The organism is Frankia sp. R43, assembly GCF_001306465.1.
Taxonomy (GTDB): domain Bacteria; phylum Actinomycetota; class Actinomycetes; order Frankiales; family Frankiaceae; genus Parafrankia; species Parafrankia irregularis.
The window spans coordinates 672,616-693,173 of the sequence record NZ_LFCW01000005.1 but is presented as its reverse complement, the minus strand read 5'-3'; the positions used below and the strand labels follow the sequence as shown (position 1 = coordinate 693,173).

Annotated in this window: 16 protein-coding genes; 13 read left to right on the top strand and 3 right to left on the bottom strand. The window is 71.6% G+C overall.

The features are described from left to right. The first annotated feature begins 667 nt into the window (after positions 1 to 667). The 5 genes from ACG83_RS23730 (at position 668) to ACG83_RS23710 (ending at position 9,340) form a co-directional block, all read left to right on the top strand. Positions 668 to 1,783: a hypothetical protein gene (locus ACG83_RS23730; RefSeq protein WP_054568395.1), complete on the top strand. Its 1,116-nt coding sequence runs from the start codon at positions 668 to 670 to the stop codon at positions 1,781 to 1,783. A gap of 431 nt (positions 1,784 to 2,214) precedes the next feature. Then, entirely contained in the window at positions 2,215 to 5,745 is a 3,531-nt protein-coding gene (locus ACG83_RS46885) for an Ig-like domain-containing protein (protein WP_235498123.1), read from the top strand. A 213-nt stretch (positions 5,746 to 5,958) separates the two neighbouring features. Further along, the gene (locus ACG83_RS23720) at positions 5,959 to 6,483 is read left to right on the top strand and encodes a PadR family transcriptional regulator (RefSeq protein WP_054568393.1); all 525 of its coding nucleotides are present in this window, start codon (positions 5,959 to 5,961) and stop codon (positions 6,481 to 6,483) included. Beyond that, a complete protein-coding gene (locus tag ACG83_RS23715) occupies positions 6,480 to 7,151 on the top strand; it encodes an ABC transporter ATP-binding protein (RefSeq protein ID WP_054568392.1) in 672 nt (223 codons plus the stop codon). Before ACG83_RS23720 ends, ACG83_RS23715 begins: the two co-directional genes overlap by 4 nt. Further along, the gene (locus tag ACG83_RS23710) at positions 7,148 to 9,340 is read left to right on the top strand and encodes an FtsX-like permease family protein (RefSeq protein ID WP_054568391.1); all 2,193 of its coding nucleotides are present in this window, start codon (positions 7,148 to 7,150) and stop codon (positions 9,338 to 9,340) included. The genes ACG83_RS23715 and ACG83_RS23710 overlap by 4 nt, the downstream gene beginning before the upstream one ends. Before the next feature lie 220 nt (positions 9,341 to 9,560). Here the strand turns inward: ACG83_RS23710 and ACG83_RS23705 are convergent, their stop codons facing one another. Together ACG83_RS23705 and ACG83_RS23700 are read right to left on the bottom strand one after the other, a co-directional pair. Further along, complete coding sequence (locus tag ACG83_RS23705) at positions 9,561 to 10,247, bottom strand: hypothetical protein (RefSeq protein ID WP_063793178.1); 687 nt, start codon at positions 10,245 to 10,247, stop codon at positions 9,561 to 9,563. Positions 10,248 to 10,449: 202 nt separating this feature from the next. Then, positions 10,450 to 11,298 (bottom strand): LysR family transcriptional regulator, encoded by an 849-nt coding sequence (locus tag ACG83_RS23700; protein WP_054568390.1) that lies wholly within the window; start codon positions 11,296 to 11,298, stop codon positions 10,450 to 10,452. Positions 11,299 to 11,402: 104 nt separating this feature from the next. Here ACG83_RS23700 and ACG83_RS23695 point away from each other — a divergent pair, with 104 nt between their 5' ends. The 6 genes from ACG83_RS23695 (at position 11,403) to ACG83_RS23670 (ending at position 17,998) form a co-directional block, all read left to right on the top strand. After that, complete coding sequence (locus tag ACG83_RS23695) at positions 11,403 to 12,161, top strand: SDR family oxidoreductase (RefSeq protein ID WP_054568389.1); 759 nt, start codon at positions 11,403 to 11,405, stop codon at positions 12,159 to 12,161. Positions 12,162 to 12,283: 122 nt separating this feature from the next. Beyond that, positions 12,284 to 13,036: a SigE family RNA polymerase sigma factor gene (locus tag ACG83_RS23690; RefSeq protein WP_054568388.1), complete on the top strand. Its 753-nt coding sequence runs from the start codon at positions 12,284 to 12,286 to the stop codon at positions 13,034 to 13,036. Next, positions 13,033 to 14,109: a hypothetical protein gene (locus ACG83_RS23685; protein WP_152991496.1), complete on the top strand. Its 1,077-nt coding sequence runs from the start codon at positions 13,033 to 13,035 to the stop codon at positions 14,107 to 14,109. The genes ACG83_RS23690 and ACG83_RS23685 overlap by 4 nt, the downstream gene beginning before the upstream one ends. 375 nt (positions 14,110 to 14,484) lie before the next feature. Continuing rightward, positions 14,485 to 15,321 carry a TetR/AcrR family transcriptional regulator gene (locus tag ACG83_RS23680; protein ID WP_054568386.1) on the top strand — a complete coding sequence of 279 codons (837 nt, stop codon included), beginning with the start codon at positions 14,485 to 14,487 and terminating at the stop codon, positions 15,319 to 15,321. Beyond that, positions 15,318 to 16,325 (top strand): ABC transporter ATP-binding protein, encoded by a 1,008-nt coding sequence (locus ACG83_RS23675; protein WP_054568385.1) that lies wholly within the window; start codon positions 15,318 to 15,320, stop codon positions 16,323 to 16,325. Before ACG83_RS23680 ends, ACG83_RS23675 begins: the two co-directional genes overlap by 4 nt. After that, positions 16,322 to 17,998 (top strand): ABC transporter permease, encoded by a 1,677-nt coding sequence (locus tag ACG83_RS23670; RefSeq protein ID WP_054568384.1) that lies wholly within the window; start codon positions 16,322 to 16,324, stop codon positions 17,996 to 17,998. Before ACG83_RS23675 ends, ACG83_RS23670 begins: the two co-directional genes overlap by 4 nt. Positions 17,999 to 18,013: 15 nt before the next feature. Here ACG83_RS23670 and ACG83_RS23665 read toward each other — a convergent pair whose 3' ends face one another. Continuing rightward, the gene (locus tag ACG83_RS23665; protein WP_054568613.1) at positions 18,014 to 18,313 is read right to left on the bottom strand and encodes a YiaA/YiaB family inner membrane protein; all 300 of its coding nucleotides are present in this window, start codon (positions 18,311 to 18,313) and stop codon (positions 18,014 to 18,016) included. Between the two features lie 180 nt (positions 18,314 to 18,493). Here ACG83_RS23665 and macS point away from each other — a divergent pair, with 180 nt between their 5' ends. Next, positions 18,494 to 19,804, top strand: a complete 1,311-nt coding sequence (macS, locus tag ACG83_RS23660; protein WP_054568383.1) for a MacS family sensor histidine kinase — start codon at positions 18,494 to 18,496, stop codon at positions 19,802 to 19,804. Beyond that, entirely contained in the window at positions 19,791 to 20,540 is a 750-nt protein-coding gene (locus tag ACG83_RS23655; protein WP_054568382.1) for a response regulator transcription factor, read from the top strand. The genes macS and ACG83_RS23655 overlap by 14 nt, the downstream gene beginning before the upstream one ends. Positions 20,541 to 20,558 lie beyond the last annotated feature (18 nt).

Here is a 20,558-nt window from a genome sequence, read left to right as displayed (position 1 = left end):
CCTCGACGCTCACGATCGACTCCCTTGGCTCGATGCTGGCCCCCAGTCCAGCGGGCGCAGAGCCGCAAGATCGAAATGGGAACCACATGCGGTCGCGCCGTCCCGGTTTCGGTTACAGGGGGTACCTGTGCGCGAAACCGGGACAATGCAAAAGGACGTACGGGTCCTCGGCACCGCACCCCCACCCCGCCGATGAGGTGTCGATGAGGGCCGCCGGCTATGGCCACGCGCACTGACGCCTGGTCCAGCCTTGCGCGACGGGATCGGCGACGCAGATGCGGAGAAATTTCGGTAATCGCGTCGCGGACACGGTGCTGGCCGGGTATGTTTCCGTCCCGGAGGATCTGCTCCTGACGCGGTCTGCGCCGCGGGAAAGATCTGTTGCGCTCGTCGTCATCGTTCGGGTCGGTCACCTGAGAGGTGTGCGGCGAGAGTCCGGCGACGGGTGACGTCACCCCGGACGTGGAGTACCAGCCAAGCGGTCGTCCGGCTGGTACTCGCCTGGTGTCTCACGTGCCACAGCGTTTTCGGTGAGAAGCGCCGAGGGGTGGTCCCGTCCGGGGTTCTTCGATTCTTCGGCCCACCTTGAAATCGCCGTGAGCAGTTCGTGATGTCTTTCCCGTCGTGGCTGGTGAACCTGTCCATTCGGGTATTGAGGAAGAAGGCGATGGCGAAGAAGTCCCTGCGATCCCCCTTGGTCGCGGCACTCGTTCTGGGTACCGCGCTGGCCGTCACGCTGCCCGGAACCGCTTACGCGGCAACCACCATCACAGTACGTACCGCGACCCCCGCGTCCGGGCCGGGCACAGCCAACACGGAGAACACGAGCGACGCGAACTGCCGGAGCGGCGGCGACACCGACGACGTGGTCTCCGGAGTCGGCATTCTCCAGACCATCGGCACCGCGGCAGCGCAGAGCAATCTGCACGTCAAGGGAATCGTCCCCTTCAACGGGACCAGTGAGTACACCCTCCCGAACTCCTACTCGGACGGGGTCGTCGGCACCAACGCGACCCAGGCGCGAGCGGTCGGTGCCACGGGTGGTTCGGGAGGCGGTTTCGATGCCGCCTTCGGGTCGACTCCGTATGCGATGTGCCTGGATCCGGGCGGCACGATCACGGGTACCCAGATCGTGATGGACCACGTCGCGGGGCCGACCGCCCCGGGAACAATCGACCTGGCGGTGGCGACCTGCCCCGAGGGCACCCGTCTGCTGGGCGGCGGCGCGCGAACTCTCCCGGGCACCGTGGGGCCCCTCAAGCCAATCGTCAGCTACCCCACCTTCCTGGACGGCACCGGCCCGGGTACCCACGACAACGGTGCCATCGCCGCCGCCGACGGGGAGATCAACCCGGATTCCTGGGCCGCGGGCGGCTCGTACGGCGGTATGAGCACGAGCTCCAGCAACGTCACGTACGCATACGCGATCTGCAGCGGGGAGGAAATCGACGTCAGCGGTGTCACTGTCACCGTGCGATACGACGACTCGAGTGGTCCGACCAGCAACACCGACCTGCACGAGACCACGGTCGGATGCGACGAAGAAGACGGAACGCTGATCAGCGGCGGCGCCGGTATCAGCGGCGGTGACATCACCACCTCCGACTTCACCGCACCCGGAACCCAGGGCGATCACCTGAACGGCAGCTACCCCAGCGACAGCAGCGGGAATCCGCTCACCACCTCGCCGGCGCACTGGACGTCCCTCACGCACACCGGCGGAAGCGGCTCGACAGGTGCCACCACATCCCACGTCTGGGCGCTGTGCCTGACCGGCAACTGATCGGCAACTGATCGGCGACTGGCCGGCAACCGATCGACACGCACAGCACGGCACGTCCGTAACACGGAGTGACAGATTGACCTCGGCAGGTGGGGCGACGTTGGGCGGATGCCCCGCCTGTCGAGCCACCCGATGCGCTGGAGGATCTACGGAGCGCCGCCGCCGACCTCCAACTTCCGCATATGAGGGTGATTTCACCGTAAGTTGTTGTTTTTGCGGTTCTACAAGTAGTACCGTGCTGCTCGCCGAGACGGATGACGGTCCGTGACCGGTGTGGTCGCCGGCGTCTGCGGTGCCGCGCCATCAATCGGCTGGGCCGCAAGCAACGTCGGGTACGGGGACTTGCTGCGCCTGTGGACCGACCAGTTGATGTCAGGGGGGCTCGCGCGATGCGACGCAGGGACTGGGCCAGGGCCCGAGGTCGACGACCGGTGGGATCTGGGCGATCGCGGGGAGTGGCCGTCGCCCTGTCCGCTCTCGTGGTGGCTGTCGCCGCGGTGGCGCCCACCGTCATAGCGCCGGTCGTGGCCGCGGCGGCTGAACCGCAGGAACCACAGGAACCGGTGATCCGGGTCGCCTCCGCCGAGCTCACTGTCCCGGCCACGCCGTCGGCCTCCGCGACCGCGGTGACCTCGTGTCCGGCGGGCAGCCGGCTGCTCAGCGGCGGTGCGCTGGCCAGCGGAACCGATGCCACCGCCGCCAGCGGGCTGCGCGCGAAGGCGACCTTCCCCAGCCACGCTAACGGGACCCGGATCGAGGACAGCACCGGGGAGATTCCCGAGTACTGGGCGGCCGTCGGCGATGTCACCGGTCCGCCCGGGGACGGTGGCAAGGTCTCCAGTTTCGCGGTGTGTGTGGAGGAGGCGAGGCTGCTCGGCCAGCTGTCGGTCGTCGCACGGCTCGCGGTCGGCCCGACCCAGGCGGGCGCCGTCCAGGTGACGGCCCCGTGCCCCGGCGGAACAGTGGCGGTGGGCGGCGGCGGGCTGATGGCGTCGGGCGGGTCGCTTGCCGGCATGACGACGGTCAGCAGTTTTCCCAGCGACGCCCAGGGGAATCCGCTCCCGGACGGGGCGGCGGACCCTCGGTACTGGACGGCGGTGGTGGTCGGCAGCGGGGCGGCCCCGACGACCACGCGGACCATCGCGAGCGTCATGTGCGCCAAGCCCGCCGACATGGATGTCCGGGTGGTTCGCAAGGACGGCCTGGGCCCGCAGGCCGGCAACGGCCAGGTGACCTACACGGCCAGCTGCCCGGCGGATCTCGCTCTGCTGGGCGGAGGGCAGCATCTGAGCAGGGGCGCGGGTGGGGCGTATGCGCCTGACGCGTATCTGCGCGGCAGCTATCCCAGCGACCAGGCGGGCGTCCCCGCCGGCAACGGGTCGACCGGTCCGTCGTCGTGGAGTTCCACCATCGTCGCCGGTGCTTCCGGCGGGACGGGCGATCAGGTCGCGAGCACGTTCGCGCTGTGTGGCGACTTCGACCACGACACGACGACGTCGCTGGCTACGAACATCACGAGCCCGCTGTTCGGCCGGCCGGTCGAACTGACGGCCTCCGTGCTGCCGGCGCTGCGCGATGTCGGCACCCCGACCGGAACCGTCACCTTCTCCGACGCGACGAGGCCGCTGGCGACCGTTCCCCTGAACGCCGAGGGAAAGGCCGTCTTCCGTACTCCCAGCCTGCAGCCCGGAACCCACTCGATCACGGCGAGCTACGGCGGAGGCCCGACCTTCCACCCCAGCTCCACGGCACCGACGACGATCACGGTCAGTTTCAGTGAGCCGTGCCTGACCACGGTGCACAAGAGCACGATGACGGTGCGGCCTGAGCAGGCTCTGTGTATCGGTCCTGGCGGCCTGCAGAAGGGCCCGGTGAACGTCGAACCGGGCGGCGCGCTGGCGGTGACCAGCGGCGAGATCGCCGGGACGGTTTCCAGTAGCGGCGCCTCCGCGTTCACGCTGTGCCAGTCCACGGTGGGCGGCCCTGTCACGGTGCAGGGCAGCACCGGTCTCGTCCTGATCGGTTCGGACGATCTGCCCTGCGCGGGCAACACGATCAAGGGCAGCCTGACGGTGACCGGCAACACCGGCGGCGTACAGGTCATCGGCAACACGACGAACGGCCCACTGACGGTCGAGGGCAACAGTGATCCCGGCCCGGGTCCGACCGACCCGCAGGACCCGCAGGACCCGCAGGAACCGCAGGAACCGAGGGACCCGCGGGAGCCGGTGATCCACGTGGCCACCACCGACCTTCCCGTACCGCCGGCGTCGTCGGCGTTCGCGACCGCGGTGACCGCGTGCCCGGAAGGCAGCGTGCTGGTCAGCGGGGGGTTGTGGGGCAGCAAGGTCGATGCCACCGACCCCGTCCCCCCGATCAACGGCCTGCGCGCGAAGGGGTCCTTCCCCAGTGACGCGAGCGGGACCATGAGCTCGACCGGCACGCAGAACCCGCAGTTCTGGGCGGCCGTGGGTAACTTCGGTGGGCAGGCCGAAGAGGGTGACAAGATCACAAGCTTCGCGGTGTGCGCGCAGGGAACGCAGCTCGACCACCGGGTGGTCTCGGTCGCCTCCGCCCCCGGCCCGCTCAGAGCGGGAAACGTCCTGGTCACCGCCGCGTGTCCGGAGGGAACCGTCGTGGTGGGTGGTGGCTCGCACACGCTGCCGCCGGAAGCGGCCACCCTGAAGGCGGTGGGTAGCTTCCCCAGCGACGCGCAGGGCAACCCGCTCCCGAACGGGGCGTTGAACCCCCGGTACTGGACCGGTATGGGCGTTGCCAACGGGCGGTTCGACGTGCCCCCGCAGACCTTCGCGTACGCGGTGTGCGCCGAGCCCGGTGAGATGGACGTCCAGGTGGTCCGGACGGAGCGGCTCGGCCCCCAGGAGGGCAGCAGCTACGCGATCACCACCGCGACCTGCCCGACCGGCCGCACCCTCATCGGCGGCGGTGTGCACCTGCTGCAGGGCCCGACCTCGGGGCCGGTGACCGGCGGCACCCATCTGCGCGGGAGCTATCCCAGCGACGCACTGGGTGATCCCGCCGTCAACGGTGCCACGAACCCCGCATCCTGGAGTGCGGTCATCGCGGCCGGCGGCTCTAGCGGGACAGGTGACGCACCCGCGCTCGGATTCGCGTTGTGTGCCGACTTCGATCACGAGTCGGCGACGTCACTGGCGGCGAGCACCCCGAGTCCCCTGTTCGGCCGGGCCGTCGAGCTGACGGCCTCGGTACAGCCGGTCGTGCCTGATGCCGGCAGCCCCACCGGTGCGGTCTCCTTCTCCGACGGGGAGACCCTCCTGGCGGTCGTTCCGGTGACCGCGGGGCAGGCCGTCCTGCGCACCACCAGCCTGCAGCCCGGTGCCCACCAGATCACGGCCCGCTACAGCGGGGGCCCGACCTTCAAGCCCAGCACCACCACGGCACCGACCACGATCACGGTCGGCTTCAGCCAGCCGTGCATCACCGCCGTGCACAAGGCCGCCGTCACCGTGACGGCCGACCAGTCCCTGTGCATCGGGCCCGGCGGCCAGCAGAAGGGCCCGGTGACGGTCAACCCCGGCGGCGCGCTCGCCGTGACCGGCGGCGAGATCGCCGGGGCGCTCTCGGTCAACCAGGCTGCCGCGTTCACGCTGTGCCAGTCCTCGGTGAGCGGTTCTGTCACGGTGCAGAGCGGCACCGGGCTCGTCCTGATCGGCTCGGACTACCTGCCCTGCGCGGGCAACGCCATCAACGGCACCGTTACCGTGAGCGCCAACACCGGCGGACTGTCGGTCAGTGGCACCACGATCAGCGGGCCACTCACGGTCCGGGACAACAGCGGTGACGGACCGGACCCCGGCGACCCGGTCCCCGCCATCACCGCGAACCGTATCGGCGGCGGGCTGAGCTGCACCGGAAACATCCCCACCGTGCGGGAGCAGGGCAACACCGTCAACGGCGTCCGATCAGGACAGTGCCGTTAGTCAGGACAGCGCCGTTAGGACGCCAGCCACCGGTTGACGGACCCATCGGGCCCCGTCAACCGGTACCCGCCCGCTTCGAGTTCGACGGATCCCGGATCCCCGGCGCAGTCAGCCCGGGATCCGGGATCGTCGCGTCTTCGGTAGCCAGGCGCGTCGGTAGCTAGGCACGCAGTGTAGACACGCGACGTATACTCTCGATGTATAGTTCGCGGCATGAGCGTTCCGCTGACCTTGCTCGGCCTGCTCGAGCGTGAACCCAGCCATGGATACGACCTCAAGCGTGATTACGACCTGTTCTTCAGCCGTGGTAAGCCGCTGCCGTTCGGGCAGGTCTACGCCACGCTCGGCCGGCTCGCCCGAGACGGCAAGATCGTCATCGGTGAGGTGGCGGCGGGCGAGGGGCCGGAGCGAAAGCGGTACGTCATCACCGACCTCGGCGCGACCGAGGTCGACACGTGGCTGGCCCAGCCGGTGGAGCCCGAGCCCAACCTGCAGACCGTGCTGTTCACCAAGGTCGTGCTGGCCCTGATGCTCGGCCGGCCGGCCGACGAGTACCTCGACACCCAACGCGCCGCTCACCTGCGCCGGATGCAGGAGCTGACCGCGCTCAAACGCGGCGGCGATCTCGTCGACACCCTGCTGGCCGACCACGGGCTGTTCCATCTGGAGGCCGACCTGCACTGGATCGACACCGCCACCGTCCGGCTGGACGCCCTGCGGGAGGCGGTGCGGCGATGAGCGCGATCGAGGCACGGGACGTCATCCTGTCGTTCGGTGCGACCCCGGCACTGCGCGGCGCGAGCCTGGCGGTGGGGCCGGGGGAGATCGTCGCCGTCATGGGCCCCAGTGGCTCGGGCAAGTCGACGCTGCTGCACTGCCTCGCCGGGATCCTCGTGCCGGAGTCGGGCGAGGTCTCCTTCGCCGGCCGTCGCGTCGACAGGCTGAGCGAGACGGCGCGCAGTCTCCTGCGGCGGGATCATTTCGGGTTCGTGTTCCAGTTCGGACAGCTCGTGCCCGAACTGTCCGCGGAGGAGAACGTCGCGCTGGCGTTGCTGCTCGGCGGGGCGAAGCGGGCCGCCGCGCTGGCGCAGGCGCGGCCGTGGTTCGAGCGGCTCGGTATCGCCGGGCTGGAGCGGCGCCGAGCCGGTGAGCTGTCCGGCGGCCAGGCACAGCGGGTGGCGTTGGCGCGGGGCCTCGTCAGCCGGCCGGAGGTGCTGTTCGCCGACGAGCCGACCGGCGCGCTCGATTCCTTCACCGGCGAACAGGTGATGGGCCTGCTCGTCGGGTCCGCTCGGGAACAGGGCACGACCGTCGTGCTGGTCACCCACTCGGCCCGCGTCGCCGCGTACGCGGACCGGCAGGTCATGGTGCGCGACGGTCAGGTGAACGCGCTGGTGCCGTCATGATCCGGTTCGCGCTGCGCCTCTCGCTGGCCGGTGGGCGGGAGTCCGCCGGGCGGCTCGCCATCCTCGCCGGTGCGGTGGCGCTCGGCGTCGGCATGCTGCTGGCCACCCTCGCCGGGATGAACGCCGTCCAGGCGCAGAACCTGCGTTACGGCTGGCTCAACACGGCGATCGCGCCGGACTCCACCCAGGGTTCGGGTGACGGGCTGTGGTGGCTGCTGCGCGAGGACTACTACCACGGCGAATCCATCGGCCGGATCGATGTCGCCTCCCTCGGGCCGGGCGTCCCCGTCCCGCCAGGCATCCCGCGGCTGCCCGCGGACGGTGAGTTCTACGTGTCACCCGCTCTCTCCGAGCTGCTGCGCACCGTGCCGCCTGGGGAGCTGGGCGACCGCTTCCCTGGGCGTGAGGCCGGTGTCCTCGGCCCGGCCGCGCTCCCGTCGCCCGACTCGCTGATCATTATCATCGGGCGTGACCCCGCCACGCTGGAGCGGCTCGGGGGGCAGCGGGTCAACCAGATCTCGACGGCCGACCCGGGTGCCTGTGACGGCTGCGTGGTCGGGTTCAACCCCGACGCCCTGACGCTGGTGCTGTCCGTGGTCGCGGTGGCGCTGCTTTTCCCGGTGCTGATGTTCGTCGGGACGGCGACGCGGCTCGGCGCCGCCCGGCGGGAGCAGCGGTTCGCGGCGATGCGGCTGCTCGGGGCGACCCCACGGCAGGTCTCGGTGTTCTCGGCTGTCGAGTCGACCGTCGCGGCCGGTGCCGGCACGGTAGCCGGATTCGCGCTGTTCTTCGCGAGCCGGCCAGGCCTCGCCGCGATCCCGTTCACCGGCGACCGGTTCTATCCCGGCGACCTCTCGCTTGGGCTCGCCGACGTGCTCGCGGTCGCGTTCGGCCTTCCGCTGGGGGCCGCGCTCGCGGCCTGGTTGGCGCTGCGTCGGGTGCGGGTCTCGCCGCTGGGCGTTCGCCAGCGGGTCACGCCGAATCGGCCGAGCGCATGGCGTCTGCTGCCGCTGGCAGTCGGACTCGCCGAGCTGACCTTCTTCATCGGCCGCCGGCCGCAGACATCGGACGAACAGATCCTCGCGTACCTGACGGGGATATTTCTGATCATGGTCGGTCTGGTGTCGGCCGGACCATGGATAATCATGGTCGTCGCGCGGCTGCTGGCCGGGCGGGCGAGGCGGCCGGCCACGCTGATCGCCGGGCGCCGGCTGGCGGACGACCCGCACGCGGGCTTCCGGTCGGTCAGTGGGCTCGTGGTGGCGCTGTTCGTGAGCACCGTCGCCACCGGTGCGATCACCACCTACGTCGTGAACCGTGGCCAGCCCCCTGACAACTCGATTGCCACGACCTCGCTGTCCAAGGTGTTCTGGCCGGAGGAAGGCCCCGCGCCGGCCGCCGACCAGGTCTCAGCCGGCCTCGGCCTCGCGGCGATCCCCGGCGTGCGCAGCGTGACGCTCGTGCGCCAGGACCCGTCGGGCTACCGCGGCCTGATCACCTGCGCCGAGCTGGATCGACTGGAGGTGTTCGGTAGCTGCCCGGCGGGTGTGCAGGTCGCGAGCGTCCACCCGGACCTCGTCGGGCCGATGGCCTTCTCGCTCACCACATCGGTCGTCTGGGATGCCGCCGACGTCCCGCCCGCAGCGGTCGACGAGCGGCCCGTCCTGTCCGTGGTCGTGGACACGACCACCCGATCAGCGTTCGAGCGAGCCCGCACGGTGCTGATCAACGCGTTCCCGGCGGGACGCTTCCCGGCCAGCGTCGGCGAGTGGGAGGCCGGTTCGGCGCGCCAGCTGACCCGGTTCCAGCGACTGGCGGACGTCGTCGTCGTGTGCAGTCTCCCGATCGCCGGATGCGGCCTGGCAGTGAGCGTGGTGGCCGGGCTCAGCGACCGGCGACGGCCGTTCAGCCTGCTCCGGCTCACCGGGGTCCAACTCGCGACGTTGCGCCGGGTCATCGTCCTCGAGACGGTGGTACCGCTGCTGGCCGTCGCCGTGGTCGCCATCGGGATGGGGCTCCTGGCAGCGCACCTGTTCCTACGAGCACAACTCGAGTACACCCTGCTCGCCCCACCCGTCTCGTACTACCTGACGGTGACCGGTGGCCTTGCGCTGTCGCTGGCGATCGTCGCGTCCACGCTGCCGTTGCTACGCCGGATCACCGGCCCCGAATCGGCGCGGAACGAATAGCCGCGCAGGCCGCCGCGAGAGTGCGGTCGTAGTCGGGCGCGCACTGAGGACGAGTCCTTCACTCTCGCGGTCACCCGTGTAGTTGTCCCGTCAGTGGCCGAATCGTGAGACGTCCTGGTATCCGCACGCCTGGTGACAACTTCTCTCCGTGAAACTACGGCGACACAATGTATTCGTGTCAGGGCCCGCATTCCGTCGGGCCCATGCACCTGAGCGGGTTTCAGGCTGACGCCGTATCCACGGAGCTCGGCCGGCCGGAGGTCGGCACGTCGCCCGATGCCGGGTCGACGACGTGCAGAAGGTAGTCGACGCCGGTGCTGAAGTCGGTCGAGCGCCCCCGGATGGCAAGGGCGTGTTCGCCCGGTGACAGCGGGGGCAGCTGGACCCACAGGCCGCAGCCGTAGCCCTGGAAGGTTCCGGCCTCGCGGGTCACCGGGTTGTCCGCCGCACCTTCGTAGCTGATCGGCGTCGCGGGTATGGCGCTGGCCTGCACGGGGGTGCCGTCGAGGTCGGCACTGCCCTGCGCGTCCGCCATCAGCGCGTCGCAGTCGGTGGGCTCGTCGCTGGTCAGGTTCACGAGCGGGACGGCCAGCGGCCGGCCGGCGGGCAGGGTGCAGTCGCGGGTGGTGTACCCACCGAACGTGCCGGCCAGGAACCAGACGTCCGCCGGCTGCCCGACGGCGCAGGCGTGGCCGTCGGGATCCTCGACCGGGTTGTCGTCCCCGATCGCCGATGCCGCCCAGGTCCACCATCGCCCCTGCAGCTCCGCGGGTGGGAGGCCTTCGGCTGGCACCGGCCGCTCCGTCGGCGCCGAGGCGGTGGCCGCGCCCCCGGCGGATCGTTCGCTGTCATCGCCGCGGTCGTCGTTCTCGGCGGCGCAGCCCGTGGCGAGCAGGAGCGCCAGCATCGCGACGCCACCGGGCGTCGTCCGCGGGCGGCGGTGGCCGACGCGATCGACGCGATCGACGCCATGGCCATTCGCGCCGCGGTGCCGAATTCCTGTCCGGATCAAGGGATCTCCCTGGTGAGGCGACCGGTCGAAACGTGAAGCCGGCCAGTATCCCGCCCCGGATGTCCGGGCTGTTCCCCAGGTGTGGGTGGTGCGGTGGTCAGAGGCGGGTGGCGGCGCGGACCAGTCCGGCCAGGGCTCGGGAGCGGCTGTGCGGCGGCCACGCGATCACCGTCGTCACCGGCGGTGCATCCAGCACGGGGACGGCGGTGATGTCGGGGCGAAGGCTGACGCGGCAGGACTCCGGCAGGACGGTGCAGGTCCGGCCGAGCGCGATCAGCTGGTACAGCTGCGTGTGGTCCCGAACCTGCGGGCCGGGGCCGTCGGGGTAGGTGCCGTCACGGCCCGGCCAGCGAGGCATCGGCAGGCCGGGCAGCGCGGCGACGTCGGCCATCCGCAGGTTGGCCCGGCCGGTGAGGAAATGCCCGGCGGGCAGGAGCGCGACCTGACCTTCCGTGCACAGCTCCTCGGTGTCGAACCCGACCGTCGAGTCGTACGGCCGGTGCAGCAGCGCCACGTCGGCCCGCCCGTCGCGAAGCAGCCGTTCCTGCTCGGCGATCCCGCAGAGGATCACGTCGACGGTGGCCGCGCCTGGTTCGGCGGCGTACGCGTCGAGCAGCTTCGCCAGCAGCTCACCGGACGCGCCGGCCTTCGTGACGAGCACCAGGTCGGCCTGGCCGGTTCCGGTGAGCGCGGCGCGGCGGGTCCGGCGGTCCGCGGCGTCGACCGCGTCGAGGGCGGCCCGGCCCTCCCGCAGCAGCACCGCCCCGGCCTCGGTCAGCGTGACACTGCGGCTGTTGCGTTCCAACAGCGTCACCCCGAGGCGGCGCTCCAGCTGGCTGATCGCCCGCGACAGCGGCGGCTGCGTGATCCCGAGGCGTTGCGCGGCCCGCCCGAAATGCAGCTCCTCGGCGAGGGCGATGAAGTAACGCAGCTCCCGCGTCTCCATGAGCTGACGGTACCGCCACCGATTGCCGGATCGATGCCGCTGAGGTATCGCTGCCCACCCAGACGGTGTTGGAGGTCCCGCCGACGCGCCCCGAGGATCGACCCATGAGCGAACGAAACGAACGGAACGAGCAGCCCGGACGGACGACTGCGCTGGTCACCGGCGCGAACAAGGGCATCGGCTACGAGATCGCGGCCGGCCTGGGCGCGCTCGGCTGGAGCGTCGGCGTCGGCGCCCGGGACGCCGGGCGCAGGGAGGCCGCCGTGGAGAAGCTGCGCGCGGCCGGCTTCGACGTCTTCGGCGTGCCGCTCGACGTGACCGACGACGGGAGCGTCGCCGCCGCCGCGGCACTCGTCGAGGAACGCGCCGGACGCCTCGACGTCCTCGTCAACAACGCCGGGGTGACCGGCGGAATGCCGCAGCAGCCCACCATGGTCGACCCCGCGGCCGTGCGGACGGTCGTGGAGACGAACGTGATCGGAGTCATCCGAGTCACCAACGCGATGCTGCCGCTGCTGCGCCGCTCGGCGTCGCCGCGGATCGTGAACATGTCCAGCGGCGTCGGATCCATCACCCGGCAGAGCGAATCCGCCGACGTGAGCGTGACCGGCCCGATCTCCGCCGCGTACTCGCCGTCGAAGACGTTCCTCAACGCCGTCACCGTCCAGTACGCCAAGGAGCTGCGTGACACCAACATCCTGATCAACGCGGTCTGCCCCGGCTACACCGCGACCGACCTCAACGGCTTCCGCGGCATCCGCACCCCCGAACAGGGCGCGGCGATCGCGATCCGGCTCGCGATGATCCCCGACGACGGCCCGTCCGGCGGCTTCTTCGAGGACGCCGGAGTCGTGCCCTGGTGACAGCCACCGAGCGGTGCGGATCGCCCTGGGCGTGAGGCCACGCGAGGGAGTTGTCCGTTCCGGTGCGGGGCGCGGTCAACCCGGGCTACGTCCATCGGACTCCTTATGTGTGAGGAGGGGTGATGGACGATGAGTTGCACCGCGAGTTCCGGGAGTATTTCGCGGCACGGCTGCCGGGCCTGCTGCGGCTGGCATACCTGATGACCGGCGATGTGGTCGAGGCGGAGGACCTGACGCAGACGGCGCTGGCCGGCACCTTCGTCGCCTGGCGACGGGTTCGCGCGAGCGATTCCCCGGATGCCTATGTGCGTCGCGTTCTTGTGAACGCGCAGCGGCGGCGTTTCCGGCGGCGCCGGGTGCCCGAGACGCTGGTGTCCGCCGTGCCAGACCAGGCGGCGGGCGTTGCCGGTGGTGAGATGTCGGCGGTTGAGGATCGGGCGGATCTGGCGCGGGCGCTTTCCGCGTTGCCGGCCCGGCAGCGCGCTGTGGTCGTACTGCGGTACTGCGAGGACCTGCCGGAGGCGCGGGTCGCGCAGATCCTCGGTTGTTCGGTGGGGTCGGTGAAGACGCACGCCTCGCGCGGGCTGGCCCGCCTGCGTGCGGATCCGTCGCTGGTGACGGCTGTGCGACCGCTGCCGGTGGCCGCTGAGCGCGGCCTCTCGGCACCCGGCCCGGCAGGCAACCCGGCGGCAGCCGGCTCCGCGGAACCCGCGGCCGTGGAGCCTGCGGGGTCCGTGCCGTCTGGTGCGGAGCCGTCTGGTGTGCCTCGGGGCGAGGCGCGACTGGTGGTGGGGGCCGGGGGCGGGGACGTCCCCCTGCCGTTGCCCGTATCCGGATCGATGGAACGTGACGAGGTGTGGGGAGGTCCGGCATGACCACCGATGAGCAGATCGCGCAACACCTTCGGGATATGGCGAAGTCGGTTTCCGTCCGTTCCTCGGCGGATCTGTGGGCCGGGGCGCGGAGCAGGGAGCCGCGGGAGCGCCTGCGGCGCACCGCCCGGTGGGTGGCGCCGGCCGTCGCGCTGGCCGTCGCTGCTACCGGGATCGCCACTGGAGTGCTGCTGTCCGGCGGCGAGGGGCGGGCCTCCCTCACACCCGCGGATCTTCCGCCGGGACCGGCAACCATTCAGCTGCATCCGCTGACCTTCACCCCAGCCGAAACCACGCGACTCGTCTCCTCCTGCAGGCGTGGATATTCGTCAGTCGAGGGGATGCCGGAGCCCGCGTTCGACAAGCTGAAGGTGTGGGCGGCGGTGCGGGACGATGACGGGGCGTCCGTGGTGCTGTGGGACGGGCCGGTCTTCCTCGACTGTGACCTTCCGGTGGACGCGGCCGGCCAGCTCGCCTACGACAGGGCTGTAATGAGCGATCTGGACTCGGGGGAGCCGTCCCCGCTGTCCGGAAATGCCGATTTCAGCCTGGTGGGCGGCGGTGGTAACGCGATCGATGACGGCAGCGAGGCCGCATCGGAGCCCGGCGGCGGGGACGTGGTCTCGATTTACGTCGCCCAGGCATCCGACCAGGTGGCCCGGGTCACGGCGACTGTCGCCGCCGGCGTGGTCGAGGTGCCGGTCCAGGACGGCAGGGTTGTCGTCAGGACTGTTCAGAAAGGCCCGTGGCCTGGCGCCGGGATGTCGGAGCAGGAATTTGTTGATTACATGTACGCGCATCGGGACGATTTTGAGAAATGGGCGCTGTCCGGTATCCCGGCCATCAGGGCCTACGGCCGGGACGGGAAGCAGCTGACTCTCATCGATATACCGGGATTCATGAAGGCTGAGGCGACGGCGTGGGCGTCGGCGAATCCGGATTCTCAGCAGGAGATGCAGGAGTATCTGGAAAGCCATCCGGAAGGGGAGGAGGTCTTCCCGCCGATGCCGACACTTCCGGGGCCGACGGAGGCGGCTGGGGAGGTGGGAGGCGCCGGATCGCCCGGGCCGGGCTGAGGCCGGCGAGGTCGAATCCGCCTGGGTGAGAGCCGCGCCCCGGCCTGACGGCATGCATCGCCTGCCGTCAGGCCGGGGTGAGCTCTTGTTGCTGTTCGGCCATGAGGCGGTGGGCGATGCGGTGGACCGCAGCCCGTACCCGTGGGTCGAGGATGGCGTGCTCGCGCCCGGTTGTGGACATCCTGGGCCTCCTGTCTGGCTGCCGGCGTCTGGCCGCTCGGCCCCGGGTGCAGGTGGGCGCAGGCGACCTTCCCCTCGCTCTCGCGATCAACGCCTTGGTTCGATCGGCTACACGCTTGTGTAGTAAGCTGCTCATGCGTATAGCGACAGCCTGGCCGCAGGGGTGATGGATGCGGGAGAGGTGGTTGAAGCGCCATGGCCGAGCGGAAAATGGCGATCACGCGAGCTACCGATGGTGGCGGTGGCGACGGCCGCGGCCGGGCGGGTCCGGCGTTCGAGGACCTGACGGCCAGGGCGCGCATCCGGGACGCGGCCCTGCGCCTGTTCGCCGAACAGGGCTTCGAGGCCACGACCATCCGGGGTGTCGCCGAGGCGGCCGGGGTGTCCTCAGGCCTGGTGCGCCACCACTTCGGAGCGAAGGAGGCGCTGCGCGAAGCCTGCGACACCTATGCGCTGGAACGGGCGATGGCCATCAAGGAGGAGGCGGTCGTGGCCGGCCGGCTGGCCGATCCGGCGTTCATGGTCGCCGTCCATCCCACCCTGCTGCTGCTCCAGCGCTATGTGGCCCGGTCGATGGTCGACGGCTCCGCGGCGGCCGCCGGCCTGTTCGACGGCATGGTCGCCGAGACGGAGCGGTGGATCGCGACCGGCCGGCTGGCCGGGCCCGGGCCCGATGACGACGACGACCCTCGGGCCTTCGCGGCCGCGCTGGTCGCGATGCAGACCGGCCTGCTCATCCTGCACGACCACGTCTCGCGGGCGCTCGGAACCGACATGCTCGACGTCGACGGGCAGGTGCGGCTCGGCCGGGCGGTCGTCGACATCCACTCACGTTCGCTGCTCAGCGCGGAGCAGGCCGCCCAGGCGCGGGCGGCGTACGACGAGATCCAGGCCCGCCGGCCGGCGCGTGCGCGTGGCAGGGAGCCGGCGGGTGCCCCGGATGAGCAGCCGCCGCGTGCCCGGGACGGGGAGCCGGCGCGGGCGCGGAATGAGGAGCCGTCGCGGGCGCGGGACGGGGAGCACCGGCAGTGACCGCGGCGATCGAGGTGGAGCAGCTGGTCAAGGCCTTCGGTCGCACCCGTGCCCTCGACGGCCTGGACCTGACCGTGCGCACCGGTGAGGTGCACGGCTTCCTCGGCCCCAACGGCGCCGGCAAGAGCACCACGCTGCGCATCGTCCTCGGCCTGGTCCGGGCCGACGCGGGCACGGTGCGCCTGCTCGGCGGGGACGCGTGGCGGGACGCGACCGCGTTGCACCGCCGGCTGGCGTATGTGCCCGGCGACGTCACGCTGTGGCCGAACCTGTCCGGTGGCGAGGCGATCGACCTGCTCGGGCGGCTGCGCGGCGGGCTCGATCCACGGCGGCGGGCCGACCTGCTCGAACGCTTCGACCTGGACCCGCGCAAGAAGGGCCGTTCCTACTCCAAGGGGAACCGGCAGAAGGTCGCGCTGGTCGCCGCCTTCGCCTCGGACGTCGAGCTGCTCATGCTGGACGAGCCGACCTCGGGCCTCGATCCGCTGATGGAGGAGACGTTCCGCGAGCTGGTCCGGGAGGAGCAGCGGCGCGACGGGCGCACCGTCCTGCTGTCGAGCCACATCCTGGCCGAGGTGGAGGCGCTGTGTGACCGCGTCACGATCATCCGGGACGGTCGCTCGGTCGAGACCGGCACCCTCGCCGAGCTGCGCCACCTGACCCGCACGTCCGTCCGCGCCGAGCTCGCCGCCCCGGCGGACGCCCTGGACGTTCTCGGTGGTCTGCGCGGCGTCCCCGGCCTTCACAACGTGGACGTGGCCGGGAACCGGGTCAGCTTCGAGGCGGACGGCGACGCCCTCAACGCGGCGTTGCTGCGGCTCACCGCCGCCGGCGTGCGTGGCCTGGTCAGCCAGCCACCAACCCTCGAGGAGCTGTTCCTGCGGCACTACGACCGCGCAGGCGCGCAGGCCCGCTCAGGTACGCAGGACCGTTCAGGTACGCAGGGCCGCTCAGGCATGCAGGGCCGCTCAGGCATGCAGGGCCGCTCAGGCACGCGGCCATGAGCCACCTGACCGGTACCGGAACGCAGATCCGGCTGATCCTGCGCCGTGACCGGGTGCTGCTGCCGTGCTGGGTGTTCGTCCTCGGCATCCTGCCGGCCGCCCTGGCGGCGTCCTTCGCGGGCCTTTACCCGACGGCCGCCGAGCGGCAGCAGTTCGCCGCGACGAGTGCGCGAAACGGAGCCCTCATCGCGCTGTACGGTCCGCTGCGCGGCTCCAGCCTCGGTGAGCTGGTGTGCTGGCGGGCCGGATTCCTGCCGGTTGTCATCGGTCTGATCAGCGCGCTGGTCGTCATCCGGCACACCCGGGCCGAGGAGGAGGCCGGGCGCCGGGAGCTGGTCGGCGCGACCGCGGTCGGCCGGCACTCCGGCCTCGCCGCGGCGCTGGCTGTCCTGCTCGCCGCCAACCTCGTCCTCGCCGTGATCGTCACGGCCAGCCTGTCCGGCCGTGGCCTGCCCACGGGCGGATCGCTGGCCTTCGGGCTCACGCTGGCGCTCGGCGGCTGGGTCTTCGCGGCGGTCGGGGCGGTCGCCGCGCAGGTCACCACGGGTGCCGGCAGTGCTCGCGGGATCGCGTGCGCGGTCGTGGCCGCGGCCTACGCGATGCGAGTCGTCGGCGACGGTGGCGGTGGCGGTGGTGGCCCCGGTGGCGATGGTGCCGGTTCGGCGGGGTGGGCCTGGCTCTCCTGGCTGTCGCCGATCGGTCTTCTTCAGCGGAGCTACCCGTTCGGCGCGCGGCACTGGTGGGTGTGCGTACCCGCCGTCGGGATGGTCGTCGTTCTCGTCGGGGTGGCTGTCGCACTGTCCGCGAGGCGTGACCTCGGGGCCGGTGTGTTCCCGGATCGTCCGGGGCCGGCGCAGGCGTCGCCGTCGTTGCGTTCGCCGCTCGCCCTCGCCTGGCGGCTGCACCGGGGGCTGCTTGTCTGCTGGGTCGCCGGCTCCGCCCTGCTCGGCCTGGTGTTCGGCGGCGTCGCCGGCAGCGTCGGGGATCTGGTGGGGGACAACCCGGGGCTGCGGGACGTCTTCACCCGGCTGGGCGGCCGGTCCGGGATCATCGACGCCTACTTCGCGTCCGTGATGTCGATCACGGCGATGCTCGTCGCGGGCTACGCGATCCAGGCCGTGCTGCGGCTGCGGGCCGAGGAGATCGCCGGCCGGGCGGAGCCCGTGCTGGCCACGGCTGCCGGCCGGCTGCGGTGGGCGGCGTCCCACCTGGTGTTCGCCGCGCTGGGCCCGACCGCGGCACTGCTCACCGCCGGCATCGTCACGGGGCTGGTCCACGGGCTGAGCGGTGGTGGAGGCGGCGATGGCGGCGTGGGCGATGACGGCGCCGGCGTCGGTGTCGGTGGTTCGCTGTCGCACCTGGTGCGGCTCGCGGCGCCGCAGCTGCCCGCCGTCGCGGTGCTCGCGGCGCTCGCGGTGATGCTGTTCGGCGTGTTCCCCCGGCTGTGGGCGGTGAGCTGGGTGGCATGGGCCGGCTGCCTGCTGATCGGCCTGTTCGGCACCGCGGCGGGGGCGAGCCACTGGCTGCTGGACGTCTCACCGTTCACCCACACCAGCCGTTCGATCGGTGGATCGGTGCCCGTCCTGCCGCTGGCGCTGCTCACCGTTCTCGCCGCCCTGCTCGTGGTGGCCGGCCTCGCGGGGCTGCGGCGCCGCGACCTGCCGGCCGGCTGACCACCGGCGCGGTGCTCAGGGCGTCAACTGCTGTTTGAAGGGGTCGTACTCGGCCATGAGCCGCTCCAGCCGCACCTGGTCGACCCGGCTGATGACGGCGGAAGCCTCCTGGTGGTCACGGACGCACTTCGAGAGCGTGAACGTCGAGGTGACGATGTACAGCGTGCCGAGCAGGAGGAAACCACGCATCCAGGCATCGCCCGGAAGGTGCGCGATCGCATAGAGGACCGCGATCACCGAGATGCTGAAGGAAAGCGCGGCCTGGACCATGAAAGCAGTCGTCGTCCGGGGCACGGGGGCCTTGGAGGTGGTCATGAGCACAGTGTCGGCCCGGCCGCCCCACCCGGCTTGAGTATCCGTACTCATCTTTCCCTGACGGTTTCCCTGACGGCCCTGGCCCTGACGGCACCGACGGCCCGCGGCTGACCGGCCAGGGTGATCCATGCCAACTCCTGGTGGAAAGCGGGATCAGTCACTGTCTGCGAGACTTGTTCGGTGCGCAGGCCACCGGGTTCGGCCCGCCTCCGTGGGCCGAACGGTGTGCGCGGCGCGCTGTGGCGTTCACTCGCGGTCTTCCGCCTGGTCGCGGCGTGCTACGCGGTCGTGACGGTCGGGCGTGACCTCGGGCAGGGCACGTCCGCGGTCCCCGGTCTGCTCTGGTTCGTCGCGGTGACCCTCTGGTCGGTGGTCATGTCGTTGTTCGCGCCCGCGGCCGACCGCCGGAGGCCTCGGCTGCGCGACTACCTGGTCGCGGCGGATGTCGTGGTGTGCGTCGCGGTCCTGCTGTCGGCCGGTGCGGTGAGCCCGGCCGGGTCGCGTGATGTCCTTCCCGCCCTGTGGACGGCGAGTGGTGTGTTCAGCGCCGCGCTCGTCGGTGGAACCGTGGGAGGTGTCGCCGGCGGTGTGGTCCTGGCCGTGGCGTCCTTCGTCGCGACCGGCTCGGTGAGCCAGGCCTCGATACGTCCGGCGGTTCTCTTCGTGGTCTCGGGCGCCGTTGTCGGCTACCTCAGCCAGACCGCGTTCCGCGCCGAGTCGGCCCTGGCACGACTGCTGGCCGCGCGGGCCGGGGACGCCGAGCGGGAGCGGCTCGCCCGCGACGTCCACGACGGAGTGCTGCAGGTCCTCTCCCTGATCGCCCGCGAGGCCGAGCGAGGCCTGCCCGCCGCCGACGTCGCCAGGCTGGCCGCCGATCAGGAGACAGCGCTGCGTGACCTGCTGCGGTCGCCGGGCGCGGCCGTGCGGGTCGATCCAGAAGATCCGAAAGATCCAGAGGGCGCTGGGAGGCGGGCGGTCCGGGCGGTCCTGGCCGGCCTGCCAGGCAGGCCAGGACCTCCAGGCCGGCCAGGCGGCAGGGGCGGATCCTCGCGGCCCGATCCCGGCGAGGCGGATCTCGGGGGCCTGCTGATGGCGATCACTCGGAGGCAGCCGGCGATGGCCGCGGGCGCGGTCGGTGACCTGCCGCTGCAGGTGACGGTCTCGACTCCGGGCGTGCCGGTGCCTCTGCCGAGGAGGCATGCGGACGAGATCGTCGCGGCCGTCCGTGCTGTGCTGGACAATGTGGCCATGCACGCCGGCCCCGGGGCGTCGGCGTGGATCCTGCTTGAGGACGACGGCGGTTCGGTTGTCGTGACCGTTCGCGATGACGGGATCGGCATCGAGCCCGGGCGGGCCGAGCGGGCCGCCGCGCAGGGCCGGCTCGGGCTCGCGGTCTCCGTCCGCGGGCGGATCCGTGAGCTCGGCGGCGACGTCGCCGTCACCGGGCGCCCGGGTGAGGGGACGGAGGTCGAGCTGCGTGTCCCACGGTGATGCCGACCCGGGTGCCCGCGATGGAACCGGCGCCGACCGGGCTGGCGTGGGCGGCCGGGTGGTCGTCGTCGACGATCATCCGCTGTGGCGGGAGGCGCTGAGCCGGGATCTCACCGAAGCCGGCTTCTCGGTGGTGGGCACGGCCGGCTCCGTCGCGCAGGCGCTGCGCGTCCTGGCGGCGACCCGGCCCGAGGTCCTCGTCCTGGACCTTGGGCTGCCGGACGGTCCTGGCGTCGAGGTGATCCGCGCCCTGGTCGGCACGACGGAGGCCCCGAACGCCCTGACCGGAGCGCCGGTGTCGGTACTCGTCGTGTCCGCCTCCGGGGAACAGGCCGACGTGCTGGACGCCGTCAAGGCCGGGGCATCCGGGTACCTGCTCAAGTCAGCCCGTCCCGAGGAGCTCGTCGACGCGGTTCGCCGCACCGCGCGAGGGGCCGCCGTCTTCACCGCGGGGCTGGCCGCGCTCGTCCTCGGTGAGGCGTCCCGGGCGTCCCGGGAGCCGGGCTCGGCTGCAGGCTCGGGCTCGGCTGCCGAACCGCGACTCACCGCGCGGGAGGTCGAGGTGCTCAGGCTGGTCGCGAAGGGCCTGTCCGCCCGGGACGCGGCCCGCCAGCTGGGCGTGTCGCATCGGACGGTGCAGAACCACGTCCACAACGTGCTCGCGAAGCTTCAGCTCCGCAATCGGGTCGAGCTGACCCGGTTCGCCCTCCGCGAGGGCTACGACGACGTGCCCTGATGCGCGGCTCCACTCGGT